The 25,869-nt window shown below is 73.6% G+C and carries 25 protein-coding genes; 15 read left to right on the top strand and 10 right to left on the bottom strand.

Annotated features, from left to right (window positions below; translation table 11 throughout):
- Positions 1 to 26: 26 nt before the first annotated feature.
- Entirely contained in the window at positions 27 to 3,272 is a 3,246-nt protein-coding gene (locus ACFXKG_RS14275) for a sacsin N-terminal ATP-binding-like domain-containing protein (protein WP_384837303.1), read from the bottom strand.
- 154 nt (positions 3,273 to 3,426) lie between these two features.
- Complete coding sequence (locus ACFXKG_RS14270; RefSeq protein WP_384837531.1) at positions 3,427 to 4,215, bottom strand: AraC family transcriptional regulator; 789 nt, start codon at positions 4,213 to 4,215, stop codon at positions 3,427 to 3,429.
- A gap of 230 nt (positions 4,216 to 4,445) precedes the next feature.
- Between ACFXKG_RS14270 and ACFXKG_RS14265 the strand changes: the two genes are divergently transcribed.
- From ACFXKG_RS14265 to ACFXKG_RS14250, 4 genes are all read left to right on the top strand, one after another.
- Positions 4,446 to 4,892, top strand: coding sequence for a DUF2000 family protein (locus ACFXKG_RS14265; RefSeq protein ID WP_384837300.1), 447 nt, complete (start codon positions 4,446 to 4,448; stop codon positions 4,890 to 4,892).
- 94 nt (positions 4,893 to 4,986) lie between these two features.
- Positions 4,987 to 5,487 (top strand): DUF2975 domain-containing protein, encoded by a 501-nt coding sequence (locus tag ACFXKG_RS14260; RefSeq protein ID WP_384837297.1) that lies wholly within the window; start codon positions 4,987 to 4,989, stop codon positions 5,485 to 5,487.
- A complete protein-coding gene (locus ACFXKG_RS14255; RefSeq protein ID WP_384837295.1) occupies positions 5,487 to 5,705 on the top strand; it encodes a helix-turn-helix domain-containing protein in 219 nt (72 codons plus the stop codon). Before ACFXKG_RS14260 ends, ACFXKG_RS14255 begins: the two co-directional genes overlap by 1 nt.
- A 92-nt stretch (positions 5,706 to 5,797) precedes the next feature.
- Positions 5,798 to 6,319: a DUF6234 family protein gene (locus ACFXKG_RS14250; RefSeq protein WP_384837292.1), complete on the top strand. Its 522-nt coding sequence runs from the start codon at positions 5,798 to 5,800 to the stop codon at positions 6,317 to 6,319.
- A gap of 34 nt (positions 6,320 to 6,353) precedes the next feature.
- Here ACFXKG_RS14250 and ACFXKG_RS14245 read toward each other — a convergent pair whose 3' ends face one another.
- The gene (locus ACFXKG_RS14245) at positions 6,354 to 7,340 is read right to left on the bottom strand and encodes a DUF3027 domain-containing protein (RefSeq protein WP_384837288.1); all 987 of its coding nucleotides are present in this window, start codon (positions 7,338 to 7,340) and stop codon (positions 6,354 to 6,356) included.
- 584 nt (positions 7,341 to 7,924) lie between these two features.
- On the opposite strand from ACFXKG_RS14245, the gene ACFXKG_RS14240 reads away from it, so the two are divergent.
- The 4 genes from ACFXKG_RS14240 to ACFXKG_RS14225 all read left to right on the top strand — a co-directional run bounded on the left by ACFXKG_RS14240 (position 7,925) and on the right by ACFXKG_RS14225 (position 11,637).
- On the top strand, positions 7,925 to 9,367 hold the full coding sequence (locus ACFXKG_RS14240; protein ID WP_384837285.1) for an MFS transporter: 1,443 nt from the start codon (positions 7,925 to 7,927) through the stop codon (positions 9,365 to 9,367).
- A 27-nt stretch (positions 9,368 to 9,394) separates the two neighbouring features.
- On the top strand, positions 9,395 to 9,874 hold the full coding sequence (locus ACFXKG_RS14235; RefSeq protein ID WP_382886526.1) for a DUF2771 domain-containing protein: 480 nt from the start codon (positions 9,395 to 9,397) through the stop codon (positions 9,872 to 9,874).
- A 102-nt stretch (positions 9,875 to 9,976) separates the two neighbouring features.
- Positions 9,977 to 10,729 carry a futalosine hydrolase gene (locus ACFXKG_RS14230; RefSeq protein ID WP_384837282.1) on the top strand — a complete coding sequence of 251 codons (753 nt, stop codon included), beginning with the start codon at positions 9,977 to 9,979 and terminating at the stop codon, positions 10,727 to 10,729.
- Positions 10,726 to 11,637 carry a 1,4-dihydroxy-6-naphthoate synthase gene (locus tag ACFXKG_RS14225; RefSeq protein WP_384837279.1) on the top strand — a complete coding sequence of 304 codons (912 nt, stop codon included), beginning with the start codon at positions 10,726 to 10,728 and terminating at the stop codon, positions 11,635 to 11,637. The genes ACFXKG_RS14230 and ACFXKG_RS14225 overlap by 4 nt, the downstream gene beginning before the upstream one ends.
- A gap of 34 nt (positions 11,638 to 11,671) precedes the next feature.
- On the opposite strand, the gene ACFXKG_RS14220 is transcribed toward ACFXKG_RS14225, so the two are convergent.
- A complete protein-coding gene (locus tag ACFXKG_RS14220; RefSeq protein WP_365815188.1) occupies positions 11,672 to 12,055 on the bottom strand; it encodes a cold-shock protein in 384 nt (127 codons plus the stop codon).
- Positions 12,056 to 12,256: 201 nt separating this feature from the next.
- Here ACFXKG_RS14220 and ACFXKG_RS14215 point away from each other — a divergent pair, with 201 nt between their 5' ends.
- The gene (locus ACFXKG_RS14215) at positions 12,257 to 12,514 is read left to right on the top strand and encodes a hypothetical protein (protein WP_384837277.1); all 258 of its coding nucleotides are present in this window, start codon (positions 12,257 to 12,259) and stop codon (positions 12,512 to 12,514) included.
- A gap of 147 nt (positions 12,515 to 12,661) precedes the next feature.
- Here the strand turns inward: ACFXKG_RS14215 and ACFXKG_RS14210 are convergent, their stop codons facing one another.
- Positions 12,662 to 13,366 (bottom strand): HAD family hydrolase, encoded by a 705-nt coding sequence (locus ACFXKG_RS14210; protein WP_384837274.1) that lies wholly within the window; start codon positions 13,364 to 13,366, stop codon positions 12,662 to 12,664.
- 152 nt (positions 13,367 to 13,518) lie between these two features.
- Between ACFXKG_RS14210 and ACFXKG_RS14205 the strand changes: the two genes are divergently transcribed.
- The 3 genes from ACFXKG_RS14205 to ACFXKG_RS14195 are packed head-to-tail and all read left to right on the top strand — an operon-like array spanning position 13,519 to position 16,507.
- Positions 13,519 to 14,562, top strand: a complete 1,044-nt coding sequence (locus ACFXKG_RS14205; protein ID WP_384837271.1) for a FecCD family ABC transporter permease — start codon at positions 13,519 to 13,521, stop codon at positions 14,560 to 14,562.
- Positions 14,559 to 15,677 carry a FecCD family ABC transporter permease gene (locus tag ACFXKG_RS14200; protein WP_384837268.1) on the top strand — a complete coding sequence of 373 codons (1,119 nt, stop codon included), beginning with the start codon at positions 14,559 to 14,561 and terminating at the stop codon, positions 15,675 to 15,677. The genes ACFXKG_RS14205 and ACFXKG_RS14200 overlap by 4 nt, the downstream gene beginning before the upstream one ends.
- On the top strand, positions 15,674 to 16,507 hold the full coding sequence (locus ACFXKG_RS14195) for an ABC transporter ATP-binding protein (RefSeq protein ID WP_384837265.1): 834 nt from the start codon (positions 15,674 to 15,676) through the stop codon (positions 16,505 to 16,507). The genes ACFXKG_RS14200 and ACFXKG_RS14195 overlap by 4 nt, the downstream gene beginning before the upstream one ends.
- A 28-nt stretch (positions 16,508 to 16,535) precedes the next feature.
- Here ACFXKG_RS14195 and ACFXKG_RS14190 read toward each other — a convergent pair whose 3' ends face one another.
- Positions 16,536 to 17,693, bottom strand: a complete 1,158-nt coding sequence (locus ACFXKG_RS14190) for a methyltransferase (protein ID WP_384837262.1) — start codon at positions 17,691 to 17,693, stop codon at positions 16,536 to 16,538.
- A gap of 272 nt (positions 17,694 to 17,965) precedes the next feature.
- On the opposite strand from ACFXKG_RS14190, the gene ACFXKG_RS14185 reads away from it, so the two are divergent.
- Together ACFXKG_RS14185 and ACFXKG_RS14180 are read left to right on the top strand one after the other, a co-directional pair.
- A complete protein-coding gene (locus tag ACFXKG_RS14185; protein ID WP_384837259.1) occupies positions 17,966 to 19,246 on the top strand; it encodes a cytochrome P450 in 1,281 nt (426 codons plus the stop codon).
- A gap of 10 nt (positions 19,247 to 19,256) precedes the next feature.
- A complete protein-coding gene (locus ACFXKG_RS14180; protein ID WP_384837256.1) occupies positions 19,257 to 19,466 on the top strand; it encodes a ferredoxin in 210 nt (69 codons plus the stop codon).
- 96 nt (positions 19,467 to 19,562) lie between these two features.
- Here the strand turns inward: ACFXKG_RS14180 and ACFXKG_RS14175 are convergent, their stop codons facing one another.
- Genes ACFXKG_RS14175 through ACFXKG_RS14165 form a run of 3 tightly spaced genes read right to left on the bottom strand, consistent with a single transcriptional unit; the run spans position 19,563 to position 22,748 of the window.
- The gene (locus tag ACFXKG_RS14175; protein ID WP_384837254.1) at positions 19,563 to 20,342 is read right to left on the bottom strand and encodes a hypothetical protein; all 780 of its coding nucleotides are present in this window, start codon (positions 20,340 to 20,342) and stop codon (positions 19,563 to 19,565) included.
- A complete protein-coding gene (locus ACFXKG_RS14170; protein WP_384837251.1) occupies positions 20,339 to 20,926 on the bottom strand; it encodes a hypothetical protein in 588 nt (195 codons plus the stop codon). The genes ACFXKG_RS14175 and ACFXKG_RS14170 overlap by 4 nt, the downstream gene beginning before the upstream one ends.
- Before the next feature lie 55 nt (positions 20,927 to 20,981).
- A complete protein-coding gene (locus ACFXKG_RS14165) occupies positions 20,982 to 22,748 on the bottom strand; it encodes a hypothetical protein (protein ID WP_384837248.1) in 1,767 nt (588 codons plus the stop codon).
- Positions 22,749 to 23,070: 322 nt separating this feature from the next.
- Between ACFXKG_RS14165 and ACFXKG_RS14160 the strand changes: the two genes are divergently transcribed.
- Positions 23,071 to 24,267: an esterase/lipase family protein gene (locus ACFXKG_RS14160; protein ID WP_384837245.1), complete on the top strand. Its 1,197-nt coding sequence runs from the start codon at positions 23,071 to 23,073 to the stop codon at positions 24,265 to 24,267.
- Between the two features lie 48 nt (positions 24,268 to 24,315).
- Here the strand turns inward: ACFXKG_RS14160 and ACFXKG_RS14155 are convergent, their stop codons facing one another.
- Positions 24,316 to 25,746, bottom strand: coding sequence for a hypothetical protein (locus ACFXKG_RS14155; protein ID WP_384837242.1), 1,431 nt, complete (start codon positions 25,744 to 25,746; stop codon positions 24,316 to 24,318).
- Positions 25,747 to 25,869: the final 123 nt, after the last annotated feature.

The raw sequence follows: 25,869 nt of genomic DNA, 5'->3' as shown, positions 1-25,869 counted from the left end.
GGTCCGTCGGCCGGTCGCCTCCCGGCTCAGTCGAACCAGCGGTCCCTGGCCAGTTCCTCCGTCCGCGACAGGTCCTCCAGCAGCGCCGCCACCTCGAAGCGCCGCGGCCACTGCCCCGCCGCCCACGCGAGCCCCGCCGCCACGCCCTCCAGCGTCGCCGCGTGCAGCACCCCGTCCGGGGTGCGGCGCCAGTCCAGCTCGACGCCGCCCGCGACCAGTTCCTCGTGCTCGACGTACGTGGCGGGCGTGGCCGGGCCGAGCAGGGCGCGGACCGCGTCGGGGACGTCGTGCTCCTCGCCGTCGGCCGCCGCCTCCCCGGTCACCTCCGCGACGACGGTCTCGCTGAGCCGCCGCACCTGGAGCAGCTCCGCCAGCTCGGCGGAGCGGGCCGGCGCGACCGGCAGCAGCGGCAGCCCGCCCGCAAGGGGCAGCAGGTCGGGGGCGTCCGCGATCACCGCGTCCGCCGCGTCGACCACCCGCACCTCGCCGTCGACCACGGCGCGCAGTTCGTCCGGCAGGGTCACCTGGTCCGGGTCGAGGTCGGCCAACGCGGTGTAGAGCGCGTGCAGTTGTCCGGCGCCGACCTCGCGCTCCGGGTCCGCGAGCCGGCCCAGCAGCTCGGCCGCGCCGCCGGGCTCGTCCAGCAGCGCGGCGACGGAGGTCCGTACGCCGAGGGCGCGCAGCACCTGCGCGTCGTCGAAGCCGGTCGCGTCGACCGCGTCGTACAACCCGGCGAGCAGCGGGTCCCCGGCCGCGGAGCGCAGCCCGGCGGGGCGCCGCCCGTCGAGCACGGGGTGGTCGCGCAGCCACCACGCGGTGTACGAACGCACGCTCTCCGTGGTCCCGTCGGGCAGCAGGATCCGTACGGACTGGGTGAGCGCGTCGCGCAGCGGCGGCCGGGCGAGCAGCGCCAGCGCCTGCGGCCATGCCTCGTCGTCCACCAGGTCCAGGTCGCGTACGGCCACGATCTCCGTGGCGACCGGCGGTACCGGTGTGTCGGGCAGCCGGTCCAGGACGTCCTCGCACCAGACGTCGACGGCGTCGAGCAGCCCGGCGTCGTCGGGCTCGGCGAAGTCGCCCTCCCTGGGCTCCAGTTCGTCGGGGTCGAGGACGACGTCCGTGGCGCGTACGAGGGCGAAGTCGGCGAGGACGCCACAGGCGGCGAGAGGATGCTCGCCCCAGCGTTCCGCCAACTCGGCGTCGCAGTAGGCGAGTTCGTCGGCGCGGAGAACGGAGGCGAACGGGCTTCCCGGCAGCACGAGTTCACCGGCCGGGGCCAGCTCGCCGTCCTCGTCGGTCAGCGCGAGGGCACCCAGCCAGGGTTCGTCGCCCGCCTCAAGTCCCGCGTCCCGTACGAGAGTCAGCACCAGTTCGGCCAGCTCCTCGGCGTCCGGGGTGGTGGCGTCCTCGTCCCACACCTCCCCCGCGTCGAGCGACGCGGCGACCGCCGCCCGCACCTGAGGGGTCGTCAGAACGGCGCGGGGCGTGGCCGGGAGCGCGCCCAGCTTCTCCAGCAGGGGGTGGGCGGCCTCGGGGTGGGCGACCTTCAGCCCGAGCCGCGCGAGGTCGGCGGAACCGGCCCTCTCGGCTCCTCCCTCAGCTCCCTCCGCGGTTCCCTCCTCGCCGGGCAGCGGGAGCAGCACCTGGCGGGGCCCGATCGTCGTACGGCCGTTCGCGAGCGGGACGGGCAGCCCGGAGAGCCGGTCGGCGTCCACGCCCGCGAGGGATTCGTACAGCCGGTACCACCAGGCGGGCGGCCGTTCGACGCCCGCGATGCGCTCGATGGCGTCACCGAGGGGCAGCCGGCCGACCCCGAGCGTACGCAGCTCCGGGCGCCGTTCGAGCCCGGCGGGCAGCAGGGTGGGCAGCACCTCGGCGAGGACCCGTACGGTGTCCTCGCCCGCGCCCTCCACGACCTCCGCCTCGAAGGGCCGCAGCGCGGTCGGCCCCTCCTCCTGCTCGTCCCCCGGGGCCGCCGGCGCCGCCGGGGTGAGGAAGGCGATGCGCGGCAGCCGCTCCAGGATCGCGGCGCGCAGGCTCCCGTCCAGCTCGCCCTTGCCGAGCGGGCCGGGTACGAGGTCGAGCAGGCCGGTGGAGTTGGGCTGCCAGCCGGCGAGCAGTTCGGCGTACGCGTCGGCGGCCCGCGCGACGAGGAAGTCGGTGAGCGGGCCCGGCGCGGGGTGGCGCCGGGTGGTGTCCAGCGGCAGCGTGGCGATCAACAGGGCGGGTACGCCCAGGGGTTCGTCCGTGGGGGTCGGGGCGTGCACGACCGGCGTGGTACGCGGCCGGGCCGGCGCCCCCTCGGCGTCCACGGGCACGGCCCAGGTGACGGCCCAGTGCGGGCGCAGCCGCTCCTCCACGGGCCGCCCTTCGAGGAGCGCGGCCTCGGTGGCGCCGTGATGGCTGACGACCCGCCAGCGGCGCGCCTCACCACCGGAGTCGGCTTCGCCGGAGCCCGAGCCGCCGGAGCCGACGCCACCCGGACCCGCGCTGTCGTGCACGACGACGTACGACGCGTCCTGGGTCCGGCGCAACACCCGTTCCCCGTCGGGGAATTCGGGTGTTTCCACGGCGACCTCGGCGAGTCCCGGGAGGGTCAGCAGCAGCGCGTCGTCGATCCCGGCGAGCAGCCGCGCCACGAGATCGGCCGCGGCGGCGTCGCGCAGCGGCAGGATGACGACGGTGTCGTAACCGTCGGGTGCCGTGCCCTCGGCGGGCAGCGGCAGCCGCAGCAGCGGTACGTGGCCGTCGCGGCGCCGCAGTTCGTCCCCGAGGCCGGGGCTGGCCTGCGCGGTGACCCCGGCCAGCTCGCGGGCCTCGGCGAGGGACCAGCGGACACCGCCGTGCCGGCCGATGACGGCGGGCTCGTCGCTGACGGCGAGCACGGCGGCGAAGCCGACACCGAACCGCCCCACCGCGCTCTCGTGCCCCTCGCGCTTGGCGGAGGCGCGCAGGGTGGACAGGGACTCGACGCCGGTCGCGTCGAGCGGCGCGCCGGTGTTGGCGGCCACCAGCACGGCGGGCCCGTCGGCGGTCGCGGGCCGCAGGGTCAGCCGCAGCCGGCCCTCGACCCCGGCGCGCGCGGCGGCGTCGGCGGCGTTCTGGGCCAGCTCGACGACGAGCCGGTCCCGGTAGCCGCCGAGGGCGAGGTCCTCCTCGGCGTTGGCATCCTCACGGAACCGCGCGGGGCTGGCCCCCCACGCGTCCAGCACCCCACGCCGCAGCCGCGCCGTCCCGAACGGGTCGGCCCCCTCGGTCGTCCTGACGCTCACGCTGTGACTCCGCTCTGTTCTGGTCGAGTACGGCGCTCTGTCTGTCTCCGCGTACGGGCACAGAACGTACCGCGCGGCGCGCCTCCGCGGGGGTGCGGGGCGCGTCCTGACAGCGGGGCGCCCCCTCCTCCTCGCCCTCTCCCGGCTCCCTTCCTCAGGCGGGTGCGGCGGCGGCCCGTCCGAAGACACCGGGGGTCACACCGAACGACCGGACGAACCACCGGTGGAAGTGCGCCTGGTCGGCGAAGCCGGAGAGCGCGGCGGCGTCGGCCGCCGAGCTGCCCGCGGCGAGGAGGGAGCGGGCCTTGCGCAGCCGGAGGAGGCGCTGGTAGTCGCTGGGCGGCATCCCGTACACGGCGCGGAAGGCCCGGTAGAGGGCGAACCGGCTGCACCCGGCCGCGTCCGCGAGGTCCTGCGCGGTCAGCTCACGCTCGTACGCCTCGTCCAGCAGCGCCCGCACCCGGCGGGCCGCGACGGTCTGCCCGCCGCCGGACAGCTCGCGGGGCACGGCGGAGCCCGTACGCGAGGACGCGTTGCGGCGCACCATCGCCGTCACGGCGGCGGTCAGCCGCTCCTCCCGTACGAGCGGATCGGCGCCGCCGACGAGCGCGGGGTGGAGTCTGCGCAGCGCGCGGGCGAGCACGGGGTCGTCGACGACGGGCCGGTCGAAGAGCGGCATGCGGGCGCGGCCCCCGGTGATGTCGTCGAGCACGTCCCGGACGACCTCGGGCCCGATGTGCATGATCCGGTACGTGAAACCCAGCTCCTCGGCGGCCTCGCCGTCATGCGGGTCGTCCGGGTTGAACGCCATGATCATCCCCGCGCTGCTGGTGTGCCCGCCGCCCCGGCAGTGGAAGCGCTGGGCGCCGGACTCGGTGACGGCGAAGGAGTACGCGTCGTGGCTGTGCAGGTGGAAGACATGGCGGACGAAGTGGGCGTGCATGGCCTCCAGCGGCCGGTGCGGATCGCGCCAGTAACGGGCCCAGTCGTCACGGCCGGCGCCTTGGCCGACCTGCCCGTCGTGACTGTCCCGCCCGTCCCGCACATCCCAGCTATCCCGTATGCCGCGTCCGCCCTGTCTATCCCGTCCGTCCTGCCTGTTCATACGCCCAGTCTGCCGCGCCGCACGAGCGTTCAAGACGGCGTTCCACCCACTGGACGAGACTCGCAGGCATGACAACGAGCACGCCCGTTCCCTCCGGGACCCCCTTCCGGTTCGACACCAAGATCGCCGTCATCGTCCGCGAGGACCTCGCCGTATGGCAGAAGCTGAACGTGACGGCCTTCCTGGCCAGCGGCATCGCCCACGCCCAGGACGACATCATGGGCAAGCGGTACGAGGACGCCTCCGGCAACGACTACCTCCCGCTGCTCCGCGAACCGGTCCTCTGCTTCACCGCCGACGCCCCCACCCTGACCCGCAGCCACGCCCGCGCCCTTTCCCGCGCTGTGCCTACGGCCCTCTACACGGCGGAGATGTTCGCCACGGGCAACGACGAGGACAACCGGGCGGCGGTCCGCGCGGTCCCGGCGGACGCCCTGGACCTGGTGGGCCTGGCGGTCCACGGCCCGCGCAACGTCATCGACAAGATCGTCAAGGGGCTGAAGCTGCACGGCTAGGACCGATACCCACGGAAGGGTTCCCGCACAGGGCACGCCCCCGGTGACAGCCGGATCGATTGACTTTCGATAGAAAGCTATCGATAATCGATACATGAATCAGCTCTTCATCGGCGCGCTCCGCGTCGGAATCGCCGCGGCGGTCCTCGTCGGTCTCTTCGGCCAGATCGTGGTCATCCCGACGACCGCGGCCGACGAGGCCGACCGCTTCCCGCCTTACGAGCCGTTCGCCGTGCCGTACGCGATAGTGGCCGTCGTCGGGGTCGTCTGCGTCCAGGTCGCGCTCGTCGCCACGTGGATGCTGCTCGACATGGTCAGCCGGGACGCGATCTTCACGCCGAGGGCCTTCCGGTGGGTCGACGTCATCATCGGGGCGTCGCTCGTGGCGACGCTACTGGCGCTCGGGGTCACCGGACATCTGGCCGTGGCCGACATCCCCTCGCCCTACGGCGACAACATGCAGGCCATCGGCGCCCTGGGCGCGGCGGCCGGGTGCGTCGGTGTGGGGGCGGCGTTCGCGATGCTCGTCGTCGTCATGCGGGGTCTGCTGCGCAAGGCGACGGATCTGCAGACCGAGATCGCCGAGGTCATCTGATGGCGATCATCATCGACCTCGACGTCCAGCTCGCCGAACGCAACCTGTCGGTCGGTGAGTTCGCCGCCGCCGTCGGTATCACGCCCGCGAACATCGCCGTGTTGAAGAACGGCCGCGCCAAGGCCGTGCGGTTCACGACGCTCGACGCGATCTGCCGCACGCTCGGCTGCCAGCCCGGCGACGTGCTGCGCTGGGTGCCCGACGACGAGACGCCCTAGCCGTACGGGGGTGGGCACCGGGCGGGCCACGGTCCGGTCTCGGTTCGGCGTACGCGGGCGTGGAGGGGGAGGCTCCGTACGAACGTACGGGCATGACCTTCCCTCCTGGCTCCCGTGCACCGCTTCCGCCGGAGACGGGCGGGGGCAGGGGCGCGGGCGGCGGGGGCTGTGTGGCCGCGCTCGTGCTGATCCTGGAGATTCCCGTCGCCCTGGTGACAGGCGTCCAGCTCGGGCTGCGTGAGTGGGCGCGGTCGGGGGCGGTCGGGAAGAAGGCCGGGGCCGTACCCGAAGTGCCGCCGATGGACTGGGTGCCGACGCTGTGGTGCGGGGCGTTCACGCTGGGCGCGCTGACCGTCGCCGTGGTCTTTCTGCGGAGCGCGCACCCGTACGCGGGCGGCATCCAGTTGTGTATCGCCGCGTTCGCGCTGCTCGTCACGCTCGGCGTCTGGAACGACGCGTACGACCGCGCCCATCCGGCGCCCCTGCCACCCTGTCCGACCCGTGCCGGGGTGCCCTGCGCGGAGAACACGGAAGGCACGGAGGACCCCGGCCGCTCGGGGCACCAGTGCCGGAGCGGCGGGGACAGCCAGGAGTGCGCGGACAGCGGGGGGTGAGCCCCGCCCCAGGGAAACCGGCCGGCCCGGGCCGTTACGAGTGGCCCAGGTCCTCCGTGTCGCCGTCCGGCGCGGCGCCCGTCAGGACCGAGCCGCTGTCCCTCGCCGGGCGGAGCGGGAAGGCGTCCGTGCCCACCGAGTCCAGGACCGGCGGCGGCGGGCGCAGGGGCTTGGGCATGACGGCCGCTTCCGAGTGGCCGCCACAGCCGTACGCCAGGGAGACGACGCGGCCGTCCGCCGGGGAGAACTCGTTCGCGCAGACGCCGAACGCCTGGCGCAGCGAGCCCGCCAGGGGCAGCAGGAAGCCGCAGGAGACGCAGGGCGCGGGGGCCGCCTGGGCCATGGGGGTCTTCGCGCCGAAGGACTCGTCCCAGCGGTCCGCCGCCACGTGCAGCCCGTAGCGGGAGAGGACCCGCGCCCGGCGCATGCCCAGCTCCTCCGCGACCGCCGCGATCGTGGCGCGCACCGGTACGGTGCCGGGCCCGGCACCGGTGCCGGGAGCGGCGAGTCCGTCCGCGGCATCGACGGCGTCGGCGGCCACCTCGGCCGCGTCCTCCGCCTCGACCAGGTCCGCGAGGTTCTGCGGGGTCACCTCCGGTACGACGGCGGAGTTCGGCGGCGGCATGTCCTCGCCGGAGTAGCCGGGCTCCAGGCGCAGATCCTCCGCCTCCGTCGGCAGCAGATCGCCGGGGCCCATGTCGCCGGGGCGCAGCCGCTCGCTCCAGGGCACCCATTCGGGGGCGAGGAGGGAGTCCGGGCCGGGCAGCAGCACCGTTTCGTCCAGCGTGACGATCTTCGCGCGGGATGCGCGCGCGACCGTCACCGCCCAGCGCCAGCCCCGGTAGCCGGGCTCCTTGCACTCGAAGAAGTGGGTGACGACCCTGTCCCCGTCAGCCACCGCCGAGACATGTTCCCCGACCACCCCGGGCGCGGCGGCCTCCTCGGCAGCCGACCGGGCGAGGTCTACCGCCTCGGCGCACAGACGGTCAGGGATTCGGCTTCGCGTCGTCGCAGCACTCACAGGTCTCGCTTCTCTCCTACGCCGTCTCACGGGTGCGCCGGCCGAATCGCGATGTACGAGCCGAGGGCGGAGCGGACCAGAGGGCCGCATCGACGTCCACGCCCGATCTCTCCTCGGGCACGCCTACTGTCATCCATTCTGCGGGATGACAAAGAGGCGCGCGGCCGAGAACAACCGCCGGTGGCGCGCTACGCACGCTACCCTCTCCGTCGCCCGCCGCCCACCTGCGCGTCGTCTTTCCCGTACTTCGGGCCACTCCGCAACCAGCCCGTAACCCGGCGGACCCCCACGGTGACGTGCGAAGGGGCGCTCGGGGCCGGCCGGGCGAGTCGGCCCGCCACCGTACGGCACGGGCGCGGCGCGGCCGGGGACGTGCGGCGGAGCCCGGCGGGGAGCGCCCGGCGGCGGGGAGGCCGCGGGGGTGACCGGATCCCGCCCGCGTGTACGTGTGCGGTCTGCCGCGCCGCGCGAACCCGCGTACGAATGCGGCGTGCCACCCGGGGCAGACACCACCGGGTGAACGCCCCACGGCCCCCGGACGACCCCCGCCGACTCCTCCGTCATGACACCGTCACGGCCCCGTCATGCGCGAGATCGGTTCGCGCCAGGGGCCCTTGGGGCACTATGACGGGGTGGCAGCCGTAAGGTCGTCCGACGCCCACGCGTCCGGCGGTCCGCTCCGGAGGACCGGGCGGGCGGTCGGCCGAGCCCTGCGCCTGCCGTTCACCGCCGCGGCGCGCGGGATCAGGAAGGCGACCCACGCCCACGGGGCGGGCGAGTCCGGGCTCGGCAAGCTGATCGAGCTGCACGCCGTGAACGGCGCGGGCGATGTCATGATCACCGTCGCGCTCGCCTCGACGGTCTTCTTCTCCGTGCCGACCGACGAGGCGCGCGGCCGGGTCGCGCTCTACCTCGCCGTCACCATGGCGCCCTTCACCCTGCTCGCCCCGGTCATCGGCCCGCTCCTCGACCGCCTCCCGCACGGCCGCCGCGCCGCCATGGCCGCCGCCATGCTGACCCGCGCCGTCCTCGCGATCGTCATGTCCACCGCGGTGATCACCGGGAGCCTGGAGCTGTATCCGGCGGCGCTCGGGGTGCTGGTCGCGTCGAAGGCGTACGGGGTCGTCCGCAGCGCGGTCGTGCCCCGGCTGCTGCCGCCGCGCTTCTCGCTCGTACGCGCCAACTCCCGGGTCACGCTCGCCGGTCTGCTGGCCACCGGCGTCGCGGCGCCGATCGCCGCCGGGCTGCACATGATCGGGCCGCGCGGGCCGCTGTACGGGGCCTGCGTGATCTTCCTCGGCGGTGCGGTCCTGGCGTTCACGCTGCCGCCGACGGTGGACTCGGCGAAGGGGGAGCGCAAGGCGCGGCTCGTCCCCGTCCCCCACACCCATCCCCACGGCGGGGGCGACCGGACCGGGAAGGAGCGGCGGCCCAGCCTGCGGACGGTCGGCCCCTCCGTGCTCCACGGCCTCCAGGCCAACGCCTCGCACCGCGCGCTCTCCGGCTTCCTGACCTTCTTCCTCGCCTTCCTCCTGCGCGAACACCCGCTCGCCGGCCAGAGCGCCGCCGTCTCCCTCGGCATCGTCGGCGTCGCGGCGGGCGCCGGGAACGCGCTAGGTACGGCCGTCGGCGCGTGGCTCAAGGCGCGCGGCCCCGAGCTGATCATCGCCACGATGCTGGCCATCGCCCTCTCCGCGGCGATTCTGGCGGCGCTGTTCTTCGGCGGGCTGATGATGGCGGTGCTCTGCGCGCTCGCCGGGTTCTCGCAGGCGCTGTCGAAGCTGTCGCTGGACGCGGTGATCCAGCGCGACGTGCCGGAGGAGGTGCGGACGTCCGCGTTCGCCCGCTCGGAGACGCTGCTCCAGATGTCCTGGGTGGTCGGCGGCGCGATCGGCATCGCGCTGCCGCTCAACGGGGTGCTGGGGATGGGCGTGGCCGCGGGCATCGTGGGGCTGGGGGCGCTCATGGCCGTACGGGGACTGCTGAGCGGGGCGCGGCGCGGCTCGCCGCACCCGCGTGTGGCGTGAGCCGGGGCGACCGATAGCCTTCGGCCCATGACCGTTGCGTTCTTCTCTGGTAGGTACCGCCGGGCCGGCGTCGCGCTCGGCGCGGTGTCCGCCGGACTCCTCGTCCTCGCCGCCTGTGAAAAGCCGACGCCGCTCGCGACCGTGACGGTCAACAGCGACTCGGTCAACACCGAGGCGGCCTGCTACAACGACGGCAAGGCCATCAAGGAGGCGGACATGCAGCCTTGCCTCAACAAGAAGGCCGAGAAGACGATCACGGTCGCCGTGGACGACAAGATCCGCTTCGGCGTCGACCCGGAGATCGCGGAGCGCGGCTGGACGCTCTTCATCAACGGCCAGCCGGCCGAGCAGGAGCCGTACAAGAAGACGTACCGGTCCATCCCGGCCAGCGCGTTCTTCTCCAGCCAGACCGGTCAGACGACCAACGAGACGCAGGTCAGCGTGGTCGAGACGACGGGCAAGAGCCTGACGGGTGTCTGGCACTTCGAGTTCAAGAAGAGCTCCTGAGCCGTCTCCTGTCCTGACTCGTCTCTCGCCCTGACTCGTCTCTCGCCCTGAGCCGTCTCAAGCCCTGACCCGTCTCCCCGCAGCCGTCCGAGAGGTTCCGCCATGCGTGTACTCGTCGTGACAGCGGTGGCGGCGGAGGCCGAGGCCGTGGCCGCCGGGCTCGGCCGGTACGCGGCCAGTGGCGTACGGGAGCTGACCGGCGGGTACGAGATGGCGGGCCACGCCCAGTACACGCCACGGCCCGGCTCCGTGCAGATACCGGTGGTGGACGTGCTGGCGGGCGGGGTCGGCCCGACGGCCGCCGCGGTCGCCACGGCGACGGCGCTCGCGGCCTCCCCCTACGACCCTCCGTACCATCTCGTCGTCTCGGCCGGGATCGGCGGCGGCTTCCTGCCGCACGCCCCGGTCGGCTCGCTCGTCGTCGCGGACTCGATGGTCGCGGCCGATCTGGGCGCGGACTCCCCCGACGGGTTCGCCGCCGTCGAGGAGTTGGGCTTCGGCCGCTCCGTACGGCGCCCTCCGGCGGAGCTGGCTGCCAGGATGGCGGCGGTGCTGAGCGCCGACCCGGCCGTCCCGGTGCTCCTCGCGCCCGTCCTGACCGTCTCGACCGCGACGGGCACCGCCGCGCGCACGGCGGAGCTGACCGCGCGCCATCCGCGGGCCGCGGCGGAGGCGATGGAGGGGTACGGGGTCGCGGAGGCCGCCGCGGTCCACGGCGTACCGTGTACGGAGGTCCGCGCGATCTCGAACGTCGTCGGCCCGCGCGACCGCGCGTCGTGGCGGATCGGCCGGGCGATGGAGTCGCTGCGGCACGCGTTCACCCTGCTCACCCCCGTTTTCGAGGAGCCGTCATGACGCCCTCCGAGCCGTCCCGGTCGTCGTCTCCCGCCGCCGCGCCGGACGCACCGGCGACACCGGCCGCCGCACCGCTGCGGATCGCGTACTCGCCGTGCCCGAACGACACGTTCGTCTTCGACGCGCTGGCGCACGGCCGGGTGGCGGGGGCACCGGAACTCGACGTCACGTTCGCGGACATCGACCTCACCAACGGCATGGCGGAGCGCGGCGAGTTCGACGTACTGAAGGTCTCGTACGCCGTACTGCCGTGGATCCTCGACGAGTTCACCCTCCTGCCCTGCGGCGGCGCGCTCGGCCGCGGCTGCGGCCCCCTGGTCCTCACGAAGGAACCGGGCACCGACCTGACCGGGAAGACCGTCGCCGTACCGAGCGAGCGCTCGACGGCCTACCTGCTCTTCCGCCTGTGGGCGGCGGACGTGGTGCCCGGCGGGGTCGGCGAGATCGTCGTGCTGCCCTTCCACGAGATCATGCCGACGGTACGGGAGGGCAAGGTGGACGCCGGACTCGTCATCCACGAGGCGCGCTTCACGTACCGGAACTACGGGCTGCACAGCCTCGCCGACATGGGTGAGCACTGGGAGTCCACGACGGGCCTGCCGATCCCCCTGGGCGCGATCGTCGCGAAGCGCTCCCTCGGGACGGAGACGCTGCGGCTGCTGGCGGATTCGGTCCGCCGGTCGGTCCGGATGGCCTGGGACGACCCGGAGGCATCGCGCCCGTACGTCCAGGAGCACGCCCAGGAGATGGACCCGGCGGTCGCGGACCAGCACATCGGCCTGTACGTCAACGAGTTCACCGCGGACCTGGGCGAGGACGGCTACGCCGCCATCCGCGGCCTCCTCACCCGCGCGGCGGCCGAGGGCCTGGTCCCGCCCCTCCCGGCGGGCGCGCTGGACTTCGGCTGAGCGCGGAGCGCGGAGGCCGGGAGGGGGCGACGGGTCAGACGTCCAGCTGGTCCGCCACCGCGCGGAGCAGGCCCGCGATCTTCGCGCCGTGGACCTTGTCGGGGTAGCGGCCGCGCTCCAGCATCGGGGTGATGTTCTCCAGCAGCGTCGTCAGATCCTGCACGATCGAGGCCAGTTCGTCCGGCTTGCGGCGCTGCGCCGCCGCCACCGAGGGCGCCGGGTCGAGGACCTTCACGGAGAGCGCCTGGTCACCGCGTTGACCCGCGACGACCCCGAACTCCACGCGCTGGCCCGGCTTGAGGGCGTCGACGCCGTCGGGGAGGACCGATGAGTGCACGAAGACGTCGCCGCCGTCGTCGCGGGAGAGAAAGCCGAAGCCCTTCTCGCTGTTGAACCACTTGACCTTGCCGGTAGGCACGTCTGTCCTCGTCCTTGTACTCGTTGGGGCGCTGGCGCGCGCGAAACGGCTCTGGATAGCACTACAGCGGGTCGTCGACCCGCCACACCCAAGGCTAATGGCCCAGGGGCTGGTGACAAGACGTTGCCGGACGGTTCCTGTCCGCTGCCTTCCGCAGGGAACTACCCTGGTGAGGTGACTGCTACTCCTGTACCTCGATCAGTGGCCCCATCGACAGAGGGGCCGGCGTCCGCGAACGACGAAGCCGGGCCCGGTGACGGGCTGGTGCGGGCCGGCGCGATCGTCTTCATCGTCGGTGCCGTGGCCACGCTGGTCACGGTCGCGCCGCTGTTCCTCGGCTCGGATCCGTTCCCGACGATCGCCTACGCCGTATCCATGCTGATGGGGGTGGGGTTCGCCGTCGCCGGCGCGGGCGTGCTGCGGTCGGTCGCCGCGCAGCGCAGCCGGGACCGGGCCTGACGGTCGCTGTCACCGTCACCAACACCGGCGCCGTTGTCGGCTGACGGCACCGGCCGTCCCCGTCACCGGCCGTGGGTGCTCGCCGTCGCCGTCACCGGCCGGGGGGCTCGCCGTCACCGGCGTCATCACCGGCCGGGGGGCACGCCGTCACCGGTCGAAGGTGCTCGCGTACGCCGACAGCCAGGCCGGAAACGCCGTCAGGTCCGTCAGGACGACATCCGCGCCCGCCGTACGGAGTTCCTCCTCGCCGCACGGCCCCGTCGGTACGGCCACGGAGAGCGCCCCGGCCGTACGGGCCCCGCGCACATCGCCGGTGTGGTCCCCGACGTACACCGACGCCCCGTGCTCGCGCAGCGCCTCGCCCTTGGCCTCCGCCCACAGCCAGCCGATGACCTCGTCCGGCTCGATGCCGAGGTGGCCGAGGTGGAGCCTGGCGTTCGGCTCGTGCTTCGCGGTGACGACGATCGCGCGCCCGCCGAGCGCCTGGACGGCGGCTATCGCCTCGCGGGCGCCGGGCAGCGCGGGGGTCGGGGCGATCGCGAATGTGGGATAGATCTCCCTGTACCGGTCGCCCATCTCCGCGATCCGTTCCGCCGGGAACCAGTGCGCCAGTTCCTGGTCGAGCGGCGGTCCGAGCCGGGTGACCGCGAGGTCGGCGTCGATGTGCACCCCGGTCTCGGCGGAAAGTGCCTGGTAGACGGCGTGGATACCGGGCCGGGAGTCGATGAGGGTCATGTCGAGGTCGAAGCCGACCACCGGCCCCGGCCGGTCCGTGCGCGGTGCCGTCGATGCCGTGGATGCCGTCGGTGCCGTCGATGTGATCGATGTCGTGGAGGGTCCCATGAGCGCCATTCTGCCCGGGCGGCCCGGCGACCGGTCGGCCCCGTGGGATGGCTTGATCCGGGTGCTTAGACTTAGCCAAGCCTTACCAACTGCCCCGCCGTCCCCGTCTCCGCTGTCCCTGCCCCCGACCTCGCCGCCGTCTCCGTCTCCGATGGGTTCCGATGCCAGCCGCCGTCGTCCCGACGACCCCGCCCCGCACCGCCAGGGGCGGACTCGTCGTCCGCCGCGTCGGCTGGACGGCGGCCGGCGTCGTGGCCGTACTGCTCGCGGTGCTGCTCAGTCTCGCCGTCGGGGCGCGGGCCGTCCCGCCCTCCGCCGTCGTCGACGCCCTGCTGAGCGGCGGGCGCGGTGACGACGCCGAGGTCATCCGCCAGTTGCGCGTGCCGCGCACCCTGATCGGACTGATGGTCGGCGCGGCGCTCGCCCTCGCCGGTACGGCGCTCCAGGGCATCACCCGTAACCCCATCGCCGACCCCGGCATCCTCGGTATCAGCCAGGGCGCCTCGGTGGGCGTCGTGCTGGCCATCGCCCTCGCCGGGGTGCACACCCTCGCCGGCTACGTGTGGTTCGCGTTCGCGGGCGCGGGTGTCGCGTCGGTCGCGGTGTACGCGATCGCCTCCAGCGGGCGCGGCGGCGCGACCCCCGTCAAGCTCGCCCTCGGCGGCGCGGCGATCAACGCGCTGCTGGTGTCGGTGACGATGGGGGTGCTGACGACGAGCGCGGCGACGCTGGACGAGTTCCGGTTCTGGCAGGTGGGGGCGCTGGCCGGCCGGGACGCCCAAGTGGCCGGTCAGGTCTGGCCGTTCCTGCTCGTCGGTACGGTGCTGGTGGTCGCCGTGGCGCGCGGTCTGGACGCGCTGGCGCTCGGCGAGGACGTGGCGAAGGGACTGGGCCAGAACGTCGCGGCCGTACGGATCCTGGGCGGCGTCGGCGCGACCGTCCTCACGGGCGTCGGGGTCGCCGCGGCGGGGCCGATCGCCTTCATCGGGCTGGCCGTTCCGCACATCGCCCGCGCGCTGGTCGGCACCGACCACCGCTGGGTGCTCCCGATGGCCGCGCTGATCGGCCCTGTCATGCTGCTCGTCTCCGATGTGATCGGCCGGATCGTCTTCCCGCCGGGTGAGGTTCCCGCGGGGGTGATGACGGCGCTGATCGGGGTGCCGTTCCTGGTCACGCTCGTACGGCGGAAGGCGGTGCCCGCGTGACGGTCACGGCAGAGACCCCGGAGGCTCCGGAGGCCCGGGAGGCCCCCACGTCCCGGCGCGGCGTCCGGCCCGCCGGGTACACGCGGGTACGGGCCGCACGCGGATCGTTCCTGCTGCACCGGCGCTCGGCCGCCGTCGCCGCCGGGCTGGCCGTCCTCCTCGCCGCGGTCTGCGTCGCGTACCTGAGCGTGGGCGAGAGCTTCGTGCCCCCGGCCGAGGTGCTGAAGGTCCTCACCGGGCAGCCGTCCGCGCAGGAACTCGTCGTCGGGACACTGCGGCTGCCGCGCATGGTGGTCGGGCTGCTCGTCGGGCTCGCGTTCGGCGTCGCGGGCGCGCTGATCCAGACCGTCGCCCGCAACCCGCTCGCCAGTCCCGACATCATCGGCGTGAGCCAGGGCGCGAGCGCGCTCACGGTCGGCGCGATGACGTACGGGGTGACGTCCTTCTCCGTACTCCCCTATCTCTCCGTCACCGGCGGCATCCTGGCGGCGGCGCTGGTCTACGTCTTCGCGTGGCGCGGCGGGCTGCACGCCACGCGCTTCGTCCTCATCGGCATCGGCTTCGCGATCGCGCTGCGCTCGATCACCACGCTCTTCCTGACCAAGGGCGACTATCTGGTCGCCCAGCAGGCCCAGGTCTGGATGACGGGCTCGCTCAACGGCCGCGGCTGGGACGCGGCCGCCCCGCTCGGCTGGGTGCTGCTGGCGGCCCTGCCCGCGGTGGCGTGGGCGGCGTACGCGCAGCGCACGGTGTCGATGGACGACGACACCGCCACCGCGCTCGGCGTACGGCTCGGGCGCGTCCGGCTCGGTCTGGTGCTGCTCGGTGTGGTGCTGGCGTCGGTGGCGACGGGCGCGGCGGGCCCGGTCGACTTCGTGGCGCTGCTGGCGCCGCAGATCGCCCGGCGCATGACGCGTACGGCACAGATCCCGCTGGCGTGCTCGGCGCTGATGGGCGCGGTCGTCGTCGTACTGGCCGATCTCCTGGCGCGCCGGCTGCTGTCGCCGACCGAACTGCCGGTGGGCGTGCTGACGGCGGCGGTGGGCGCCCCGTATCTGATCTGGCTGATCGTCCGCGGTCGCACCGCGGGAACCGGCACGGGAGGCAAGGGATGAGCAAGCTCGTCGCGCGCGAGCTGACGCTCGCCTACGAGGACCGTACGGTCGTCCACGGACTGGACCTGGCCGTCCCCGACGGGCGGGTCACCGTCATCGTCGGCCCGAACGCCTGCGGCAAGTCGACCACCCTGCGCGCGCTGGGCCGGCTGCTGCGCCCGAAGGGCGGCTCCGTACTGCTGGACGGTACGGAGCTGGCGCGCATCCCGACCCGGCGGATCGCGCGGTCGATCGGCCTGCTGCCGCAGTCGCCGGCCGCCCCGGAGGCGATCACCGTCGCGGACCTGGTCTCGCGCGGCCGGCAGCCGCACCAGCACTGGTGGCAGCAGTGGTCGGACGAGGACGAGCGCGCGGTGACGGACGCGATGGCCCGCACGGACGTGACCGCTCTCGCCGACCGGTCGGTGGACGAGCTGTCGGGCGGGCAGCGCCAGCGCGTCTGGATCGCCATGGCACTGGCCCAGGAGACGGAGCTGCTGCTCCTGGACGAGCCGACGACCTTCCTGGACATCGCGCACCAGGTGGAGGTCCTCGACCTGGTCCGCCGCCTCAACCACGAGCAGGGCCGCACGGTGGTGATCGTGCTCCACGACCTCAACCAGGCGGCGCGGTACGCGGACCACCTGGTCGCCATGAAGGCGGGCCGCATCGTGGCGGAGGGCGCGCCGGGCGAGATCGTGACGGCGGAACTGGTGCGCGAGGTCTTCGGCCTCGACTCGATCGTGGTCCCGGACCCGGTGACGGGGTCACCGCTGGTGGTGCCGGGCGCGCCGTACCGCCCGGAGGGCGCGGGCGTGGCGGCCGGCGGGACCACCGCGTCCGGGAGCTGAGCCGAGGGGGCCGCGGGCCGTTCAGCTGTCAGCTGGGCGAGCACTCGAAGGCGTGATGCCCGCTGGACAGCCGCTCGACGGAGAGCACGCCGAACTCCGCCGCGCCCAGCAGCGCCCGCAGGTCGTCATGGCGCTCGAAGCCGCCGGTCCCCTTGCCGCAGATCACCGTACGGAAGAGGGAGTGGGCCGCGTCGGACTCCTCCCCGAGGAGCGGTTCCAGCACGATCAGCCGGGGCCTCGGCAGCCCCGGGGCGAGCATCCGCGCGGTGCGGGTCATCGCCCGGCGCACCGCCGTGAGGATGCGTACGCCGCTCTCGTGGGACCAGTCGTGCAGCACGTTCTTGAGCAGATACAGGTCACCGCCCTCGGACACCTCCCGGAAGATGTCCGAGGGGCGGAAGCTGAGCCGGCCGGCGAGCGGGTGCCCGGCGGTCGCGGCCAGCCTGGCGCCCGCCCGTTCGCAGACGCTGGGCCGGTCGACGCAGACGCCCTCCAGGTGCGGGTTGCCTGCCAGGATCGAGGTGATCATCGTGCCGTCGCCACCGCCGACGTCCACCACCCGCCGCACCCCGGAGAAGTCGAACCGCTCCACGAGCGCGGCCGCCGCCGGAACCGCCAGCTCCGCCATCGCCGCGTCGAAGACGGCTTCCGCCTCCGGGTTGCGTCCCAGGTACTCGTAGAACGGGACGCCGAAGACCTGCTCGAACCCGGAGCGTCCCGTGAGGGCGGTGCCGAGCAGCCCCCCGAAGGCGTCGTCGTACGTCTCGGCCAGCAGGACGAGGAAGTTCCGCAGGGATCCCGGGTGATCGCTCCGCAGCGCCGCGGAGCCCGCCGCCAGTCCGAAGGCCCCCTTCTCGTCGCGCTCGAAGACCCCGGCCGAGACGAGCACGTGGAGGAGGAGCGGGAGTACGTCACGGTCGGCCCCGGTGCGATCGGCGATCTCGCCGGCGGACAGGAACCCGCCGTCCAGGACATCGGCGATACGCAGCCGGGCCGCCACCGCCAGCACGCGCGAGGCGCAGCCGCCCGCCGCGATCTCCATGAGGCGCAGGGAGTCCCGGGGGTCACCGTCCCTGAGGTCCCCGCCCCGGGGGTCCCTGTCCTGGGGGTCCCTGTCCCGGGGGTCCCTGTCCTGGGGGATCCGTCCGTTGCCCGCTGTCTTGTCGTGAACCAGTTCGTTGCTCACAGTGTGCCGCCTTCGCATGAGGCCGGCCGCGGCCACCGCTGTAGCGGGGCGCGGCGCGCTGCCGGACGGCCGGGCCGGCCGTCCGCGGTACACCGGGCACAACGACGCGGAGCTTCCGGGAGAAACGGTCCCGGCCGCCCGGGCCACCCGCGTACACGTGAACAGGCGCAGCCACGTACGGATGAACCCGCGCGCTTCTTGAGGCGCCGACCGCCCCTGGTCGGCAGGGTGTTACCGGGCGACCGCGGAACCCGAGGATGGCGAGGACGACCGTGACAGCTACCGCCGGCACCCCAGCCGACACCCCATCGACATCGACCACGGCATCGACCACGGCATCGGCATCGACCTCGGAGCCGGCGGACGAGGCTCCGGGCTATCCGATGGAGCGCACCTGTCCGTATCAGATGCCCTCGGGCTACGACCGGCTGCGCGAGGACGGGCCGCTGTCGCAGGTGACCCTGTACGACGGCCGGCGGGTCTGGCTGGTCTCCGGCAACGCCGAGGGCCGCGCGCTGCTGCCCGACCCGAGGCTCTCCTCCGACACCGACCACCCGGACTTCCCGTACCTGACGGAGCGCCTCGGCTCCCAGCGCTTCGACGCCCTCCCCCTCATCGGCACGGACGACCCCGAACACGCGGGCCAGCGCAAGCTGTTGACCTCGGGCTTCGGTATCCGCCGGATCGCCGCCCTGCGCCCGCACATCGAGCGGACCGCCGGGGCGCTGCTCGACCGGATGCTCGCCGGGGGCGACCACGCCGACCTGGTCCGCGCCTACACATTCCCCCTGGCCTCGGACTCGACCTTCGCGCTGCTGGGTGTGCCGGAGGAGGACCGGCCACGGCTCGACGCGTGCTCCCGGCGCGCGCTCGCCCCGGCCGACGGGGACGAGGCGGACTCACCCGCGCAGGCGTTCCAGGAAATCCTCGGCTATCTGCGTGACTTGATCGCGCGGAGGGAGCGCGTGCCGGGAGACGGGCTGATCGACGACATGATCAGGAGTGCCCGGGGCGGCGTGGACCGGGAGAAGCTGGTCACGATCTGTACGGTCCTGATGGTCGGGGGCAACGAGAGCACCTCCAGCACCATCGCCACCTCCGTCCTGGCCCTGCTCGAACACCCGGGCCAGCTCGCCGAGTTGCGGAACGACCCGTCCCTGACCGCGGGCGCGGTCGAGGAGCTGACCCGGCTCATCTCGGTCACGGACGGACTGCAGCGGGTGGCGGTCGCGGACATCGAGATCGCCGGCCGGACCATCAGGGAGGGCGACGGCGTGATCATCTCGACGATGCTGATGAACCGGGACCCGAGCGCCTGGGACGACCCGAACGTCCTCGACATCCGCCGCAAGGCGGGCCGCCATGTCGCCTTCGGCTACGGCATCCACCAGTGCGTCGGGCAGAACCTGGCCCGCGCCGAGATGGAGATCGCCCTCAACACCCTGCTGCGCCGCGTCCCCGCGCTCCGGCTGGCCGTCCCTCCGGAACAGGTACGGGGCAGCGTCCCGCACGCGCTGCTGGGCGGCGTGGTCGAACTCCCGATCGCCTGGTAGCGCCGCCGCCATGGATATCGGTACCCGTATCGAGATCGACACCGACCGGTGCATCGGCGCGGCGATGTGCGTACTGCACGCGCCCGCCGTGTTCACCCAGAACGACGAGGGAGTGGCCGACCTGCTGCCGGAGGAGGAACGGGGCGAGGGCGCCGGGAACGGCCCCGCGGTCCGCGAGGCCGCGGCGACCTGCCCGGTACAGGCGATCACCCTGCGGTAGCGCCCGCCCGGGCCGCCGGACGGCACCGCTGCTCGTGCGGGCGTACGGCCACCGGGTGTAAGGCCACCGGTCGTACGCCCGCACGGCGTGGGCGGCTCAGGGCGTGGGCGGGCAGTAGCCCTGAGGGCAGAACGAGGCCGCCGCCACCGTGGCCGACTCCGCGTAGGTGGTGTCCCAGTCGTCTTCGGGTCCGGCGACGAGGACCACCCACCTCACCCCGTCGTCGGCGACGAACGCCCGGAGCAGGGACCGGCGTACCGTTCCGTCCCTGCGTGGCACGCGGTATGCCAGTTCGGCGGCGTCCGAGCCGTCGGAGACGTTCTCCCGCTCCAGCCTGAGACGCTCGTAGCCGTCGATCGCGGACTGGAGCCGATCCGTCTCCACCAGCGCGTCGTAGGGCGTGTAGCCCGGTTCGGAGATCTGGTAGATCTGCAGCAGCCCGGCCTTGTCGGACGTCTCGTAGTAGACGACGACTCCCTCGTCCCGTTGTTCCGCCCTGCGCTGCCAGTCCTCCCTGACCTGCACGGTGAATCCCTCGTCGTCCTCCTGAACGACGAAGCCCGGCGGCGGCTCGGTGGCGGAGGCGGAGGCCGTCCCGCTTTCGGGAGAGGCGGTGTCGGTCCCGGCGGTACCGGCATCCGTTCCGGCGGTCGTTCCCGGGGTGGCCGTCTCCCCGGGGGTGGCCTCCGCCGATGCCCCGGCCTCCTGGGGATCCTCGCGGAACAGCAGTCGTCCGCCGCCGACGCCGACCGTGGCCAGCACCGCCACCGTCAGTGCGGCGGCCGCGATCCGTAAGCCCGCTTCCAGCGCCGACCGGCCGGTGCCCGGAGCCGGGTGGGGCTCCCAGCGCTGTCTCTCCGGGTCCCACCCGGTCATGTCAGCATCCCCGTGATCACTCCGGTGGCGACTCCGGCCGCCGTCTGGCCGCCGACCGATCCGGCCGCCCGGCCCGCCAGCGCGAGCAGCCGCCGCAGACGGCTCCTCGTCACTCCGCCGGTGCTCTGAATCTCCAGCTCGGCCTCGGCCGCCGCCGTCCGTACCTCATCCGCCTCTCCCCGCAACAGCCGCAGCGCGTCCATCAGTTGCGGCGTCGCCGCGATGAACTGGTCCGACCGGTCGGTGGCCCGCGCGTCCGGGCCCGAGGCCGCCGCGCCCCCGGTCATCCGTCCGATCGCGATGCCGCCGGGAACCGGCGCCACGACGGGCGGCGGTCCGCCCATGCCCTGCGGCCGGCCGATCCGCCTGCTGACGTCCTCCGCCTCGGCGCCCTTCCCGGCGGCGACCGCTCCCCCGCCGAACTCGCCCACGACGATCCCGCCCGGCGGCTCCGTACCGGCCGGCTCGTCGGTACGGGACGACTCCTCGGTGCTACGGGTCGGCTCGTCGCCGGAATCCGGCCCCGGCCCGGCGTTCTCCGCGCCGCCCCGTCCGCTTCCGTCTCCGCTTCCGTGTCCGCTCATGTCTTCGCTCCCCCTGTTGTCGTTCTCGGTATTCGCCGGCTCGGTCGCCGCCGCCTCAGCCGTTCCTCTGCTGCAGCGCCTCACCGGCCCGCGCCATGGCGCCGCGGCCCGAGGCCACCGCGCCGCCGCTCATCGTCCCGATGAAGACCCCGCCGTTGCTCACCTGCACGATCTGCTGCTCCAGTTGCCCCGTGTCATGGCCCTTCTCCTGCAGCGCCTGGAGCGCCCCCGTACCGATGCGCTCCTGGATCGTCCTGAGGTAGCGGCTGACATCCATCCGCTGGAACGGCGACTGCCCGCTGACGGAGGCCAGTTCCCGTACCGAAACCGCCGCTCCCTCCGCCGAGGTCTCCCGGACGCCCGCGTACCCGCGCCCTCGCGACGCCCCGCCCGCCACACCCTCCAGCGAACGCGCGGCGGAGAAGGCCGCCGCAACCCCGGCCGCCGGTGCGGTCAGCAGCGCTCGGGCCACCGCGATCGCCGGGTAGTCCCTGCCCCGCGCCACGATGTCGTCGACGAGCCCGAACTCCGGTTTGAGCGGGTCCAGTACGTGCGGCACGACCTCCAGCACCAGCAACTCGCCCTGGGTGTGCACCCGTACCAGTACGGAGATCACCACCTGGTGCTCCCAGGCGGCGACCCGGACCCGCAGAAAGTGCCGCCGCGCCTCGCCTCCCTCGCCGACCGACGTGAGCCGGTGCAGCGCCGCCGCGGTCTCGCCGCGATCGACCTCGTCCCTCGACGGTCCCGACGGCAGATAGACCAACTCGTCGATCTCCACGGCCCTGAGGCGGTCGAGGCCGGTCGGGGGCTCCGGCAGCCGGCCGAGGTCCGCCAGCCGGTCCCGTACGCAGTTCAGCACCCCGGCGGCGGTGAGCGGCTCGGTCTCCGCCCCGGGCCTGCGGCGCAGGTCCATCACGAGCGACCAGGACTTCAGGGCCCGCCCCGATCCGACGAACGGCCGGTCCGGCTCGTACAGGACAAGCCCCGAGTTCTGTTCCCGGTCGATGGCCTGGCCGATCTTCCGCAGCCACTCGGGGCCGGACAGCTCCTCCCGGGGCCGCCGGCCGAAGGACTCGGTGCTGAGCCGGTCGCACATCACCTCCTCCACCGCGCTGCGGTGCCGCCACACAGGGATCACCATCAGCAGCGGAAAGACCACCGCCATCCAGTTGGCCGAGGAGTTCCACAGGGCGGCGAGCGCCGCCGCCCAGTACAGGGCCATCAGCAACCGGGGGACGAAAGCGACCAGTCGGGTCCGGCCTTGGCTCCCCGGGAGGAGTCCGTCCAGCGAATAGACGCTGGTGCCGCGCCCCGAGATGTTCCGTACCAGCCACAGCAGTCCGCACACGAGCGCGTAGTTCAGCGCCCAGGTGCCGGAGCCCGGGTAACGCGCTCGGAGGCCCGAGACGTCGACCGCGTCGGTGAGGAGGAAGAAGCGCCGCTCCGTGTAGCTCTGGCTGTACGCGTCGGCCAGGCTCCAGGAGGTCATCCAGCCGAAGCCGTCCCCGAAGTAGTCCGCCAGCCAGAAGAGCGTCCACAGGAGCGCGATCCAGGCGCCGGCCCGCAGTTCGAGCCGGCGCGCCCGTAACGCGTGGGCCAGCACCGGGACGACATCGACGCCGGCCGAGGGCGCCACCGCCCTCCTGTCGTGCTCGACCAGTTCCTCCACCACCCGGCGCCGGAACCGCGCCTGGAGATACGGGCCGGCACAGAGCAGGCGGGTGGTCCCGGTGTGCGAGTAACGGTTCGGGGACCGTTGCGCGGAGGTGTCGGCAGGCGGTGTGCCGGAGGACGGGTTCGGTTGAGCGGGGACGGTCATGTTGCCTCAATTCGCCTTTACAGCCGCGAGTTGCGGCGAATCGACAGTTATGAGGACGTTGAACATAGAGCACCCGGTGGCTTTGCGCCACACTTTTGTCACAGAGTGCGCCCACGGTCGGCGGCGAGCGTGCCGACGGAGCACCTGCCACTCGATCGAGTGACATCTTCCTGGTGCCCCACTGTTTTGGATCTTCAGGAGGTCAGAGTGATCCCTGGTTCGGCGCGGACGGGACGCTTCGGCCGCCGCGCCGCGAACAGGCCGCCGCGCCGGGAACAGCCGCCGCGCACAACGGGACACGACAAGAACACCGAGGATCCGCATGAGCGATCAGACCGAACCCACCATCGAGCCCTTCGGCTTCCTCGCCCCGCCCACCGGCCCCGGGATCGCCCCGGCCCCGACGCCCGACGAGACATGGGAGCTGAACGGCGGCTGGGCGTGGGTCTACTACGGCGACGGCAACACCTCGCTGACCCGCCCCGTCCTCCTCTCCGACGGCTTCGAAACGGGGCCCAGCAGTCTGGACGCGCTCTGGGAGGGCCTGGAGCGCAAGGACTTCGCGTTCATCGGCGAACTGCGCCGCCAGCGCCGGGATCTCGTCCTCATCGGGTACGAGGACCGCAGCGCCTCGCTCCTGCGCAACGCCGAGGTGGCGACCCACGCCGTCCAGCGAGCCGTCGCCGAGCGGACGGGGAACGCGCCGCTGCTCGTCGGCGGGTTCAGCATGGGCGGCCTCATCACCCGTTACGCCCTGGCCAAGCTGGAGCACGAGGGCATCGACCACCAGACGGAGGTCTATCTCTCGTTCGACACGCCCCACCGCGGCGCGTGGGTGCCGATCGGCCTCCAGGCGCTGGCCCACTTCCTCACGGCGACCCCGGCGCTCTCGCGGCAGATCAACAGCCCCGCCGCGCGCCAGTTGCTGTGGCGCCACATCGCCGCCGTGGAGGACACCCCGTCGCAGGACCCGCTGCGTACCGAGTTCCTCGCGGAGCTGGAGCGGGTGGGCGGCTGGCCGATGCGCCCCCGGAAGCTCGGCGTGGCCAACGGCCGCGGCGACGGTACGGGCAACGGCGTACCGGCCGGTGAGGAGGCGCTGAAGGTGACCAGCGGCTGGTTCGCCAACACGGCGCTGCGTACCCAGTCCCTCGGCGCCGCCGAGCAAGTGGCACATCTGCAGGGGCTGTTCCGGAAGAAGACGGCGACGACCGACGGCCTGCCCGACCTCGACGGCGCGCCCGGCGGCACGCTGGAGACGTTCGGCATCGCGGGCGACAAGCTGAAGCTGACCGGCCGGACCGAAGTGGCGTACCGCAGCGTCAACTTCGTCCCCACGATCAGCGCGCTCTCGCTCCGCGATCTCGACCGGCGCGAGGATCTGTACGCCGACATCGACGGCATCCCGCCGGAGGAGAGCGACTTCGACGACTTCAAGTTCTCGGAGACGAACGAATCCCACTCCCACATGTCGGAGGAGCTGGGCCGCTGGATCCTCGACCGGCTGCCCCACGGATAACCAGGCCCGGACGCTCCCTCCGGCCCTCGCCGGTCCTCCTCCGTCCCGCTACCGCGCCGGTTTCCGCCGTGCCCGCCACACCAGGTACAGGGCGGAGGAGACCGCCGCCGTACGGAGCACCACCGGCCAGACCCCGGTCAGCGCGTCGGCCAGCCCGTCCGGCGGGATCGCCTCGCCCCAGCGCTCGTCCATCCGGCCCCAGAGCCAGACCACGCCACCGGCCGCCGACACGCCCGGGAGCCCGAAGACCACCCACTTCGCCTCGGCGCGGGAGAGGGTCCGGGAGACGTACGCGAGCAGCCAGCCACCGAGGGCCAGCCTGGGGTCGGTGAAGACACTCGCGACCAGCAGGGCCGCCGCGAGCAGCAGGAACGGGTGGGACAGCCCGCCGCCGCCCTTGGCCTTCCGGGGCCCGGGGCGGAGCCGGAGCCTCCGGCGCCGGCGCGGGGCGCCCTCCGCCGTCTCCTCCGGGGCCCCGGGGTCGTCGGTGGCCGCCGCGCCCGTGTCGTCCTCGGCGGCCTCCTCCTCCGGCTTCGGCGGCTTGAGCATGTCGGGGATCTCGACCCCGCCGACGAACCCGTGCGTCGGCTCCATCGACATACCCGTCAGCCCGGAGGGGCCGGGCTCGATCCGCCACCAGTCGGGCTGCCGACCGGCGGGGCGGGGCGGCTTCCGCAGCGTCGGCGGCGCGGACGCCGAGGGGGACTCCGACGCCTGCGCGGGGATCCGGGGCCCGGCGGCGTCCTCGGGCCCGTTCCCCGGCCCGTTCCCAGGCCTTTCGCCCGCCGGGGCCTGAGGCGGGGCGGCGGGCAGCGGAATGACGGGCGGGACGGCGAACGGCGCTTCCGCCTCCTCCGGGCCCGAAGGAGCCGACGGAGGCGAAGGCTCCGGAAACGCCGAGCGCGCCTCGGACGGCGAGGACCACCCGGACGGCCCGGACGGCCCGGACGGCTGGGACAGCTCGGGTGGCGCGGACGAGGGGGGCGGCGTCGGCTCCGTCTTCCGCCCCCCGAACCCGTTGGCCCCGCTGGTCCCGCTGTCCCCGTTGGCCCCGCTGCCTCCGCTGCCCCCCTTCGGCTCCTTGGACCCCCGCAGGCCCAGCGACTTCGCCAGCCCCGTCCGCTGCGCCGGTACGGCGACCTCCGGGGCCTCCGGGGCACGCGCCGCGCCCGTACCCGCGTCCCGCGCGGCCGCCCGTACCACCGCGTGCGGTTCGCCCAGCCGCCCCAGGATCCGGCGGACGGACGCGGGACTGTCGGTGCCGAACTTCCCGCGCTGCTTGTCGATCTCGTTCCGGAGCGTGGAGACCAGCCGCATTCTGTCCCCCGAGGGCAGGTGCTGCTGCTGGGCCGCGTCCCCGACGCGACTCAGGTAGTCGTAGACGAGCTGATCGCTCTCGATCCCCACACTGTCCTCCGCACACGCGCACACGCACCGCACACCCTGGGCAGGCCCGGCCGCCTCCACCACGGCGGCCACAGCGCGATGGTGTCGAACTCCCCCGCGTGCGTCCACCCCGTACATCCAGCCGTACATCCAGTACGAACATCCGACACGAAGAACGCCGGAAACAACCGCGCCCCGGAAAACCCACGGCCCGCC

The sequence above is a fragment of the Streptomyces sp. NPDC059255 genome (genome assembly GCF_042752355.1).
Lineage (GTDB): Bacteria > Actinomycetota > Actinomycetes > Streptomycetales > Streptomycetaceae > Streptomyces.
This window is presented reverse-complemented; position numbering and strand designations above follow the sequence as displayed.

Coding starts and splice junctions, on each gene's coding strand:
- ACFXKG_RS14235 (WP_382886526.1), top strand. CDS start 9,395: ATGACCGTTGCGTTCTTCTCTGGTAGGTACCGCCGGGCCGGCGTCGCG.
- ACFXKG_RS14210 (WP_384837274.1), bottom strand. CDS start 13,366: ATGGCGCTCATGGGACCCTCCACGACATCGATCACATCGACGGCACCG.
- ACFXKG_RS14180 (WP_384837256.1), top strand. CDS start 19,257: ATGGATATCGGTACCCGTATCGAGATCGACACCGACCGGTGCATCGGC.
- ACFXKG_RS14265 (WP_384837300.1), top strand. CDS start 4,446: ATGACAACGAGCACGCCCGTTCCCTCCGGGACCCCCTTCCGGTTCGAC.
- ACFXKG_RS14230 (WP_384837282.1), top strand. CDS start 9,977: ATGCGTGTACTCGTCGTGACAGCGGTGGCGGCGGAGGCCGAGGCCGTG.
- ACFXKG_RS14160 (WP_384837245.1), top strand. CDS start 23,071: ATGAGCGATCAGACCGAACCCACCATCGAGCCCTTCGGCTTCCTCGCC.
- ACFXKG_RS14170 (WP_384837251.1), bottom strand. CDS start 20,926: ATGAGCGGACACGGAAGCGGAGACGGAAGCGGACGGGGCGGCGCGGAG.
- ACFXKG_RS14195 (WP_384837265.1), top strand. CDS start 15,674: ATGAGCAAGCTCGTCGCGCGCGAGCTGACGCTCGCCTACGAGGACCGT.
- ACFXKG_RS14260 (WP_384837297.1), top strand. CDS start 4,987: ATGAATCAGCTCTTCATCGGCGCGCTCCGCGTCGGAATCGCCGCGGCG.
- ACFXKG_RS14270 (WP_384837531.1), bottom strand. CDS start 4,215: ATGCACGCCCACTTCGTCCGCCATGTCTTCCACCTGCACAGCCACGAC.
- ACFXKG_RS14165 (WP_384837248.1), bottom strand. CDS start 22,748: ATGACCGTCCCCGCTCAACCGAACCCGTCCTCCGGCACACCGCCTGCC.
- ACFXKG_RS14205 (WP_384837271.1), top strand. CDS start 13,519: ATGCCAGCCGCCGTCGTCCCGACGACCCCGCCCCGCACCGCCAGGGGC.
- ACFXKG_RS14225 (WP_384837279.1), top strand. CDS start 10,726: ATGACGCCCTCCGAGCCGTCCCGGTCGTCGTCTCCCGCCGCCGCGCCG.
- ACFXKG_RS14255 (WP_384837295.1), top strand. CDS start 5,487: ATGGCGATCATCATCGACCTCGACGTCCAGCTCGCCGAACGCAACCTG.
- ACFXKG_RS14250 (WP_384837292.1), top strand. CDS start 5,798: ATGACCTTCCCTCCTGGCTCCCGTGCACCGCTTCCGCCGGAGACGGGC.
- ACFXKG_RS14175 (WP_384837254.1), bottom strand. CDS start 20,342: ATGACCGGGTGGGACCCGGAGAGACAGCGCTGGGAGCCCCACCCGGCT.
- ACFXKG_RS14240 (WP_384837285.1), top strand. CDS start 7,925: ATGCGCGAGATCGGTTCGCGCCAGGGGCCCTTGGGGCACTATGACGGG.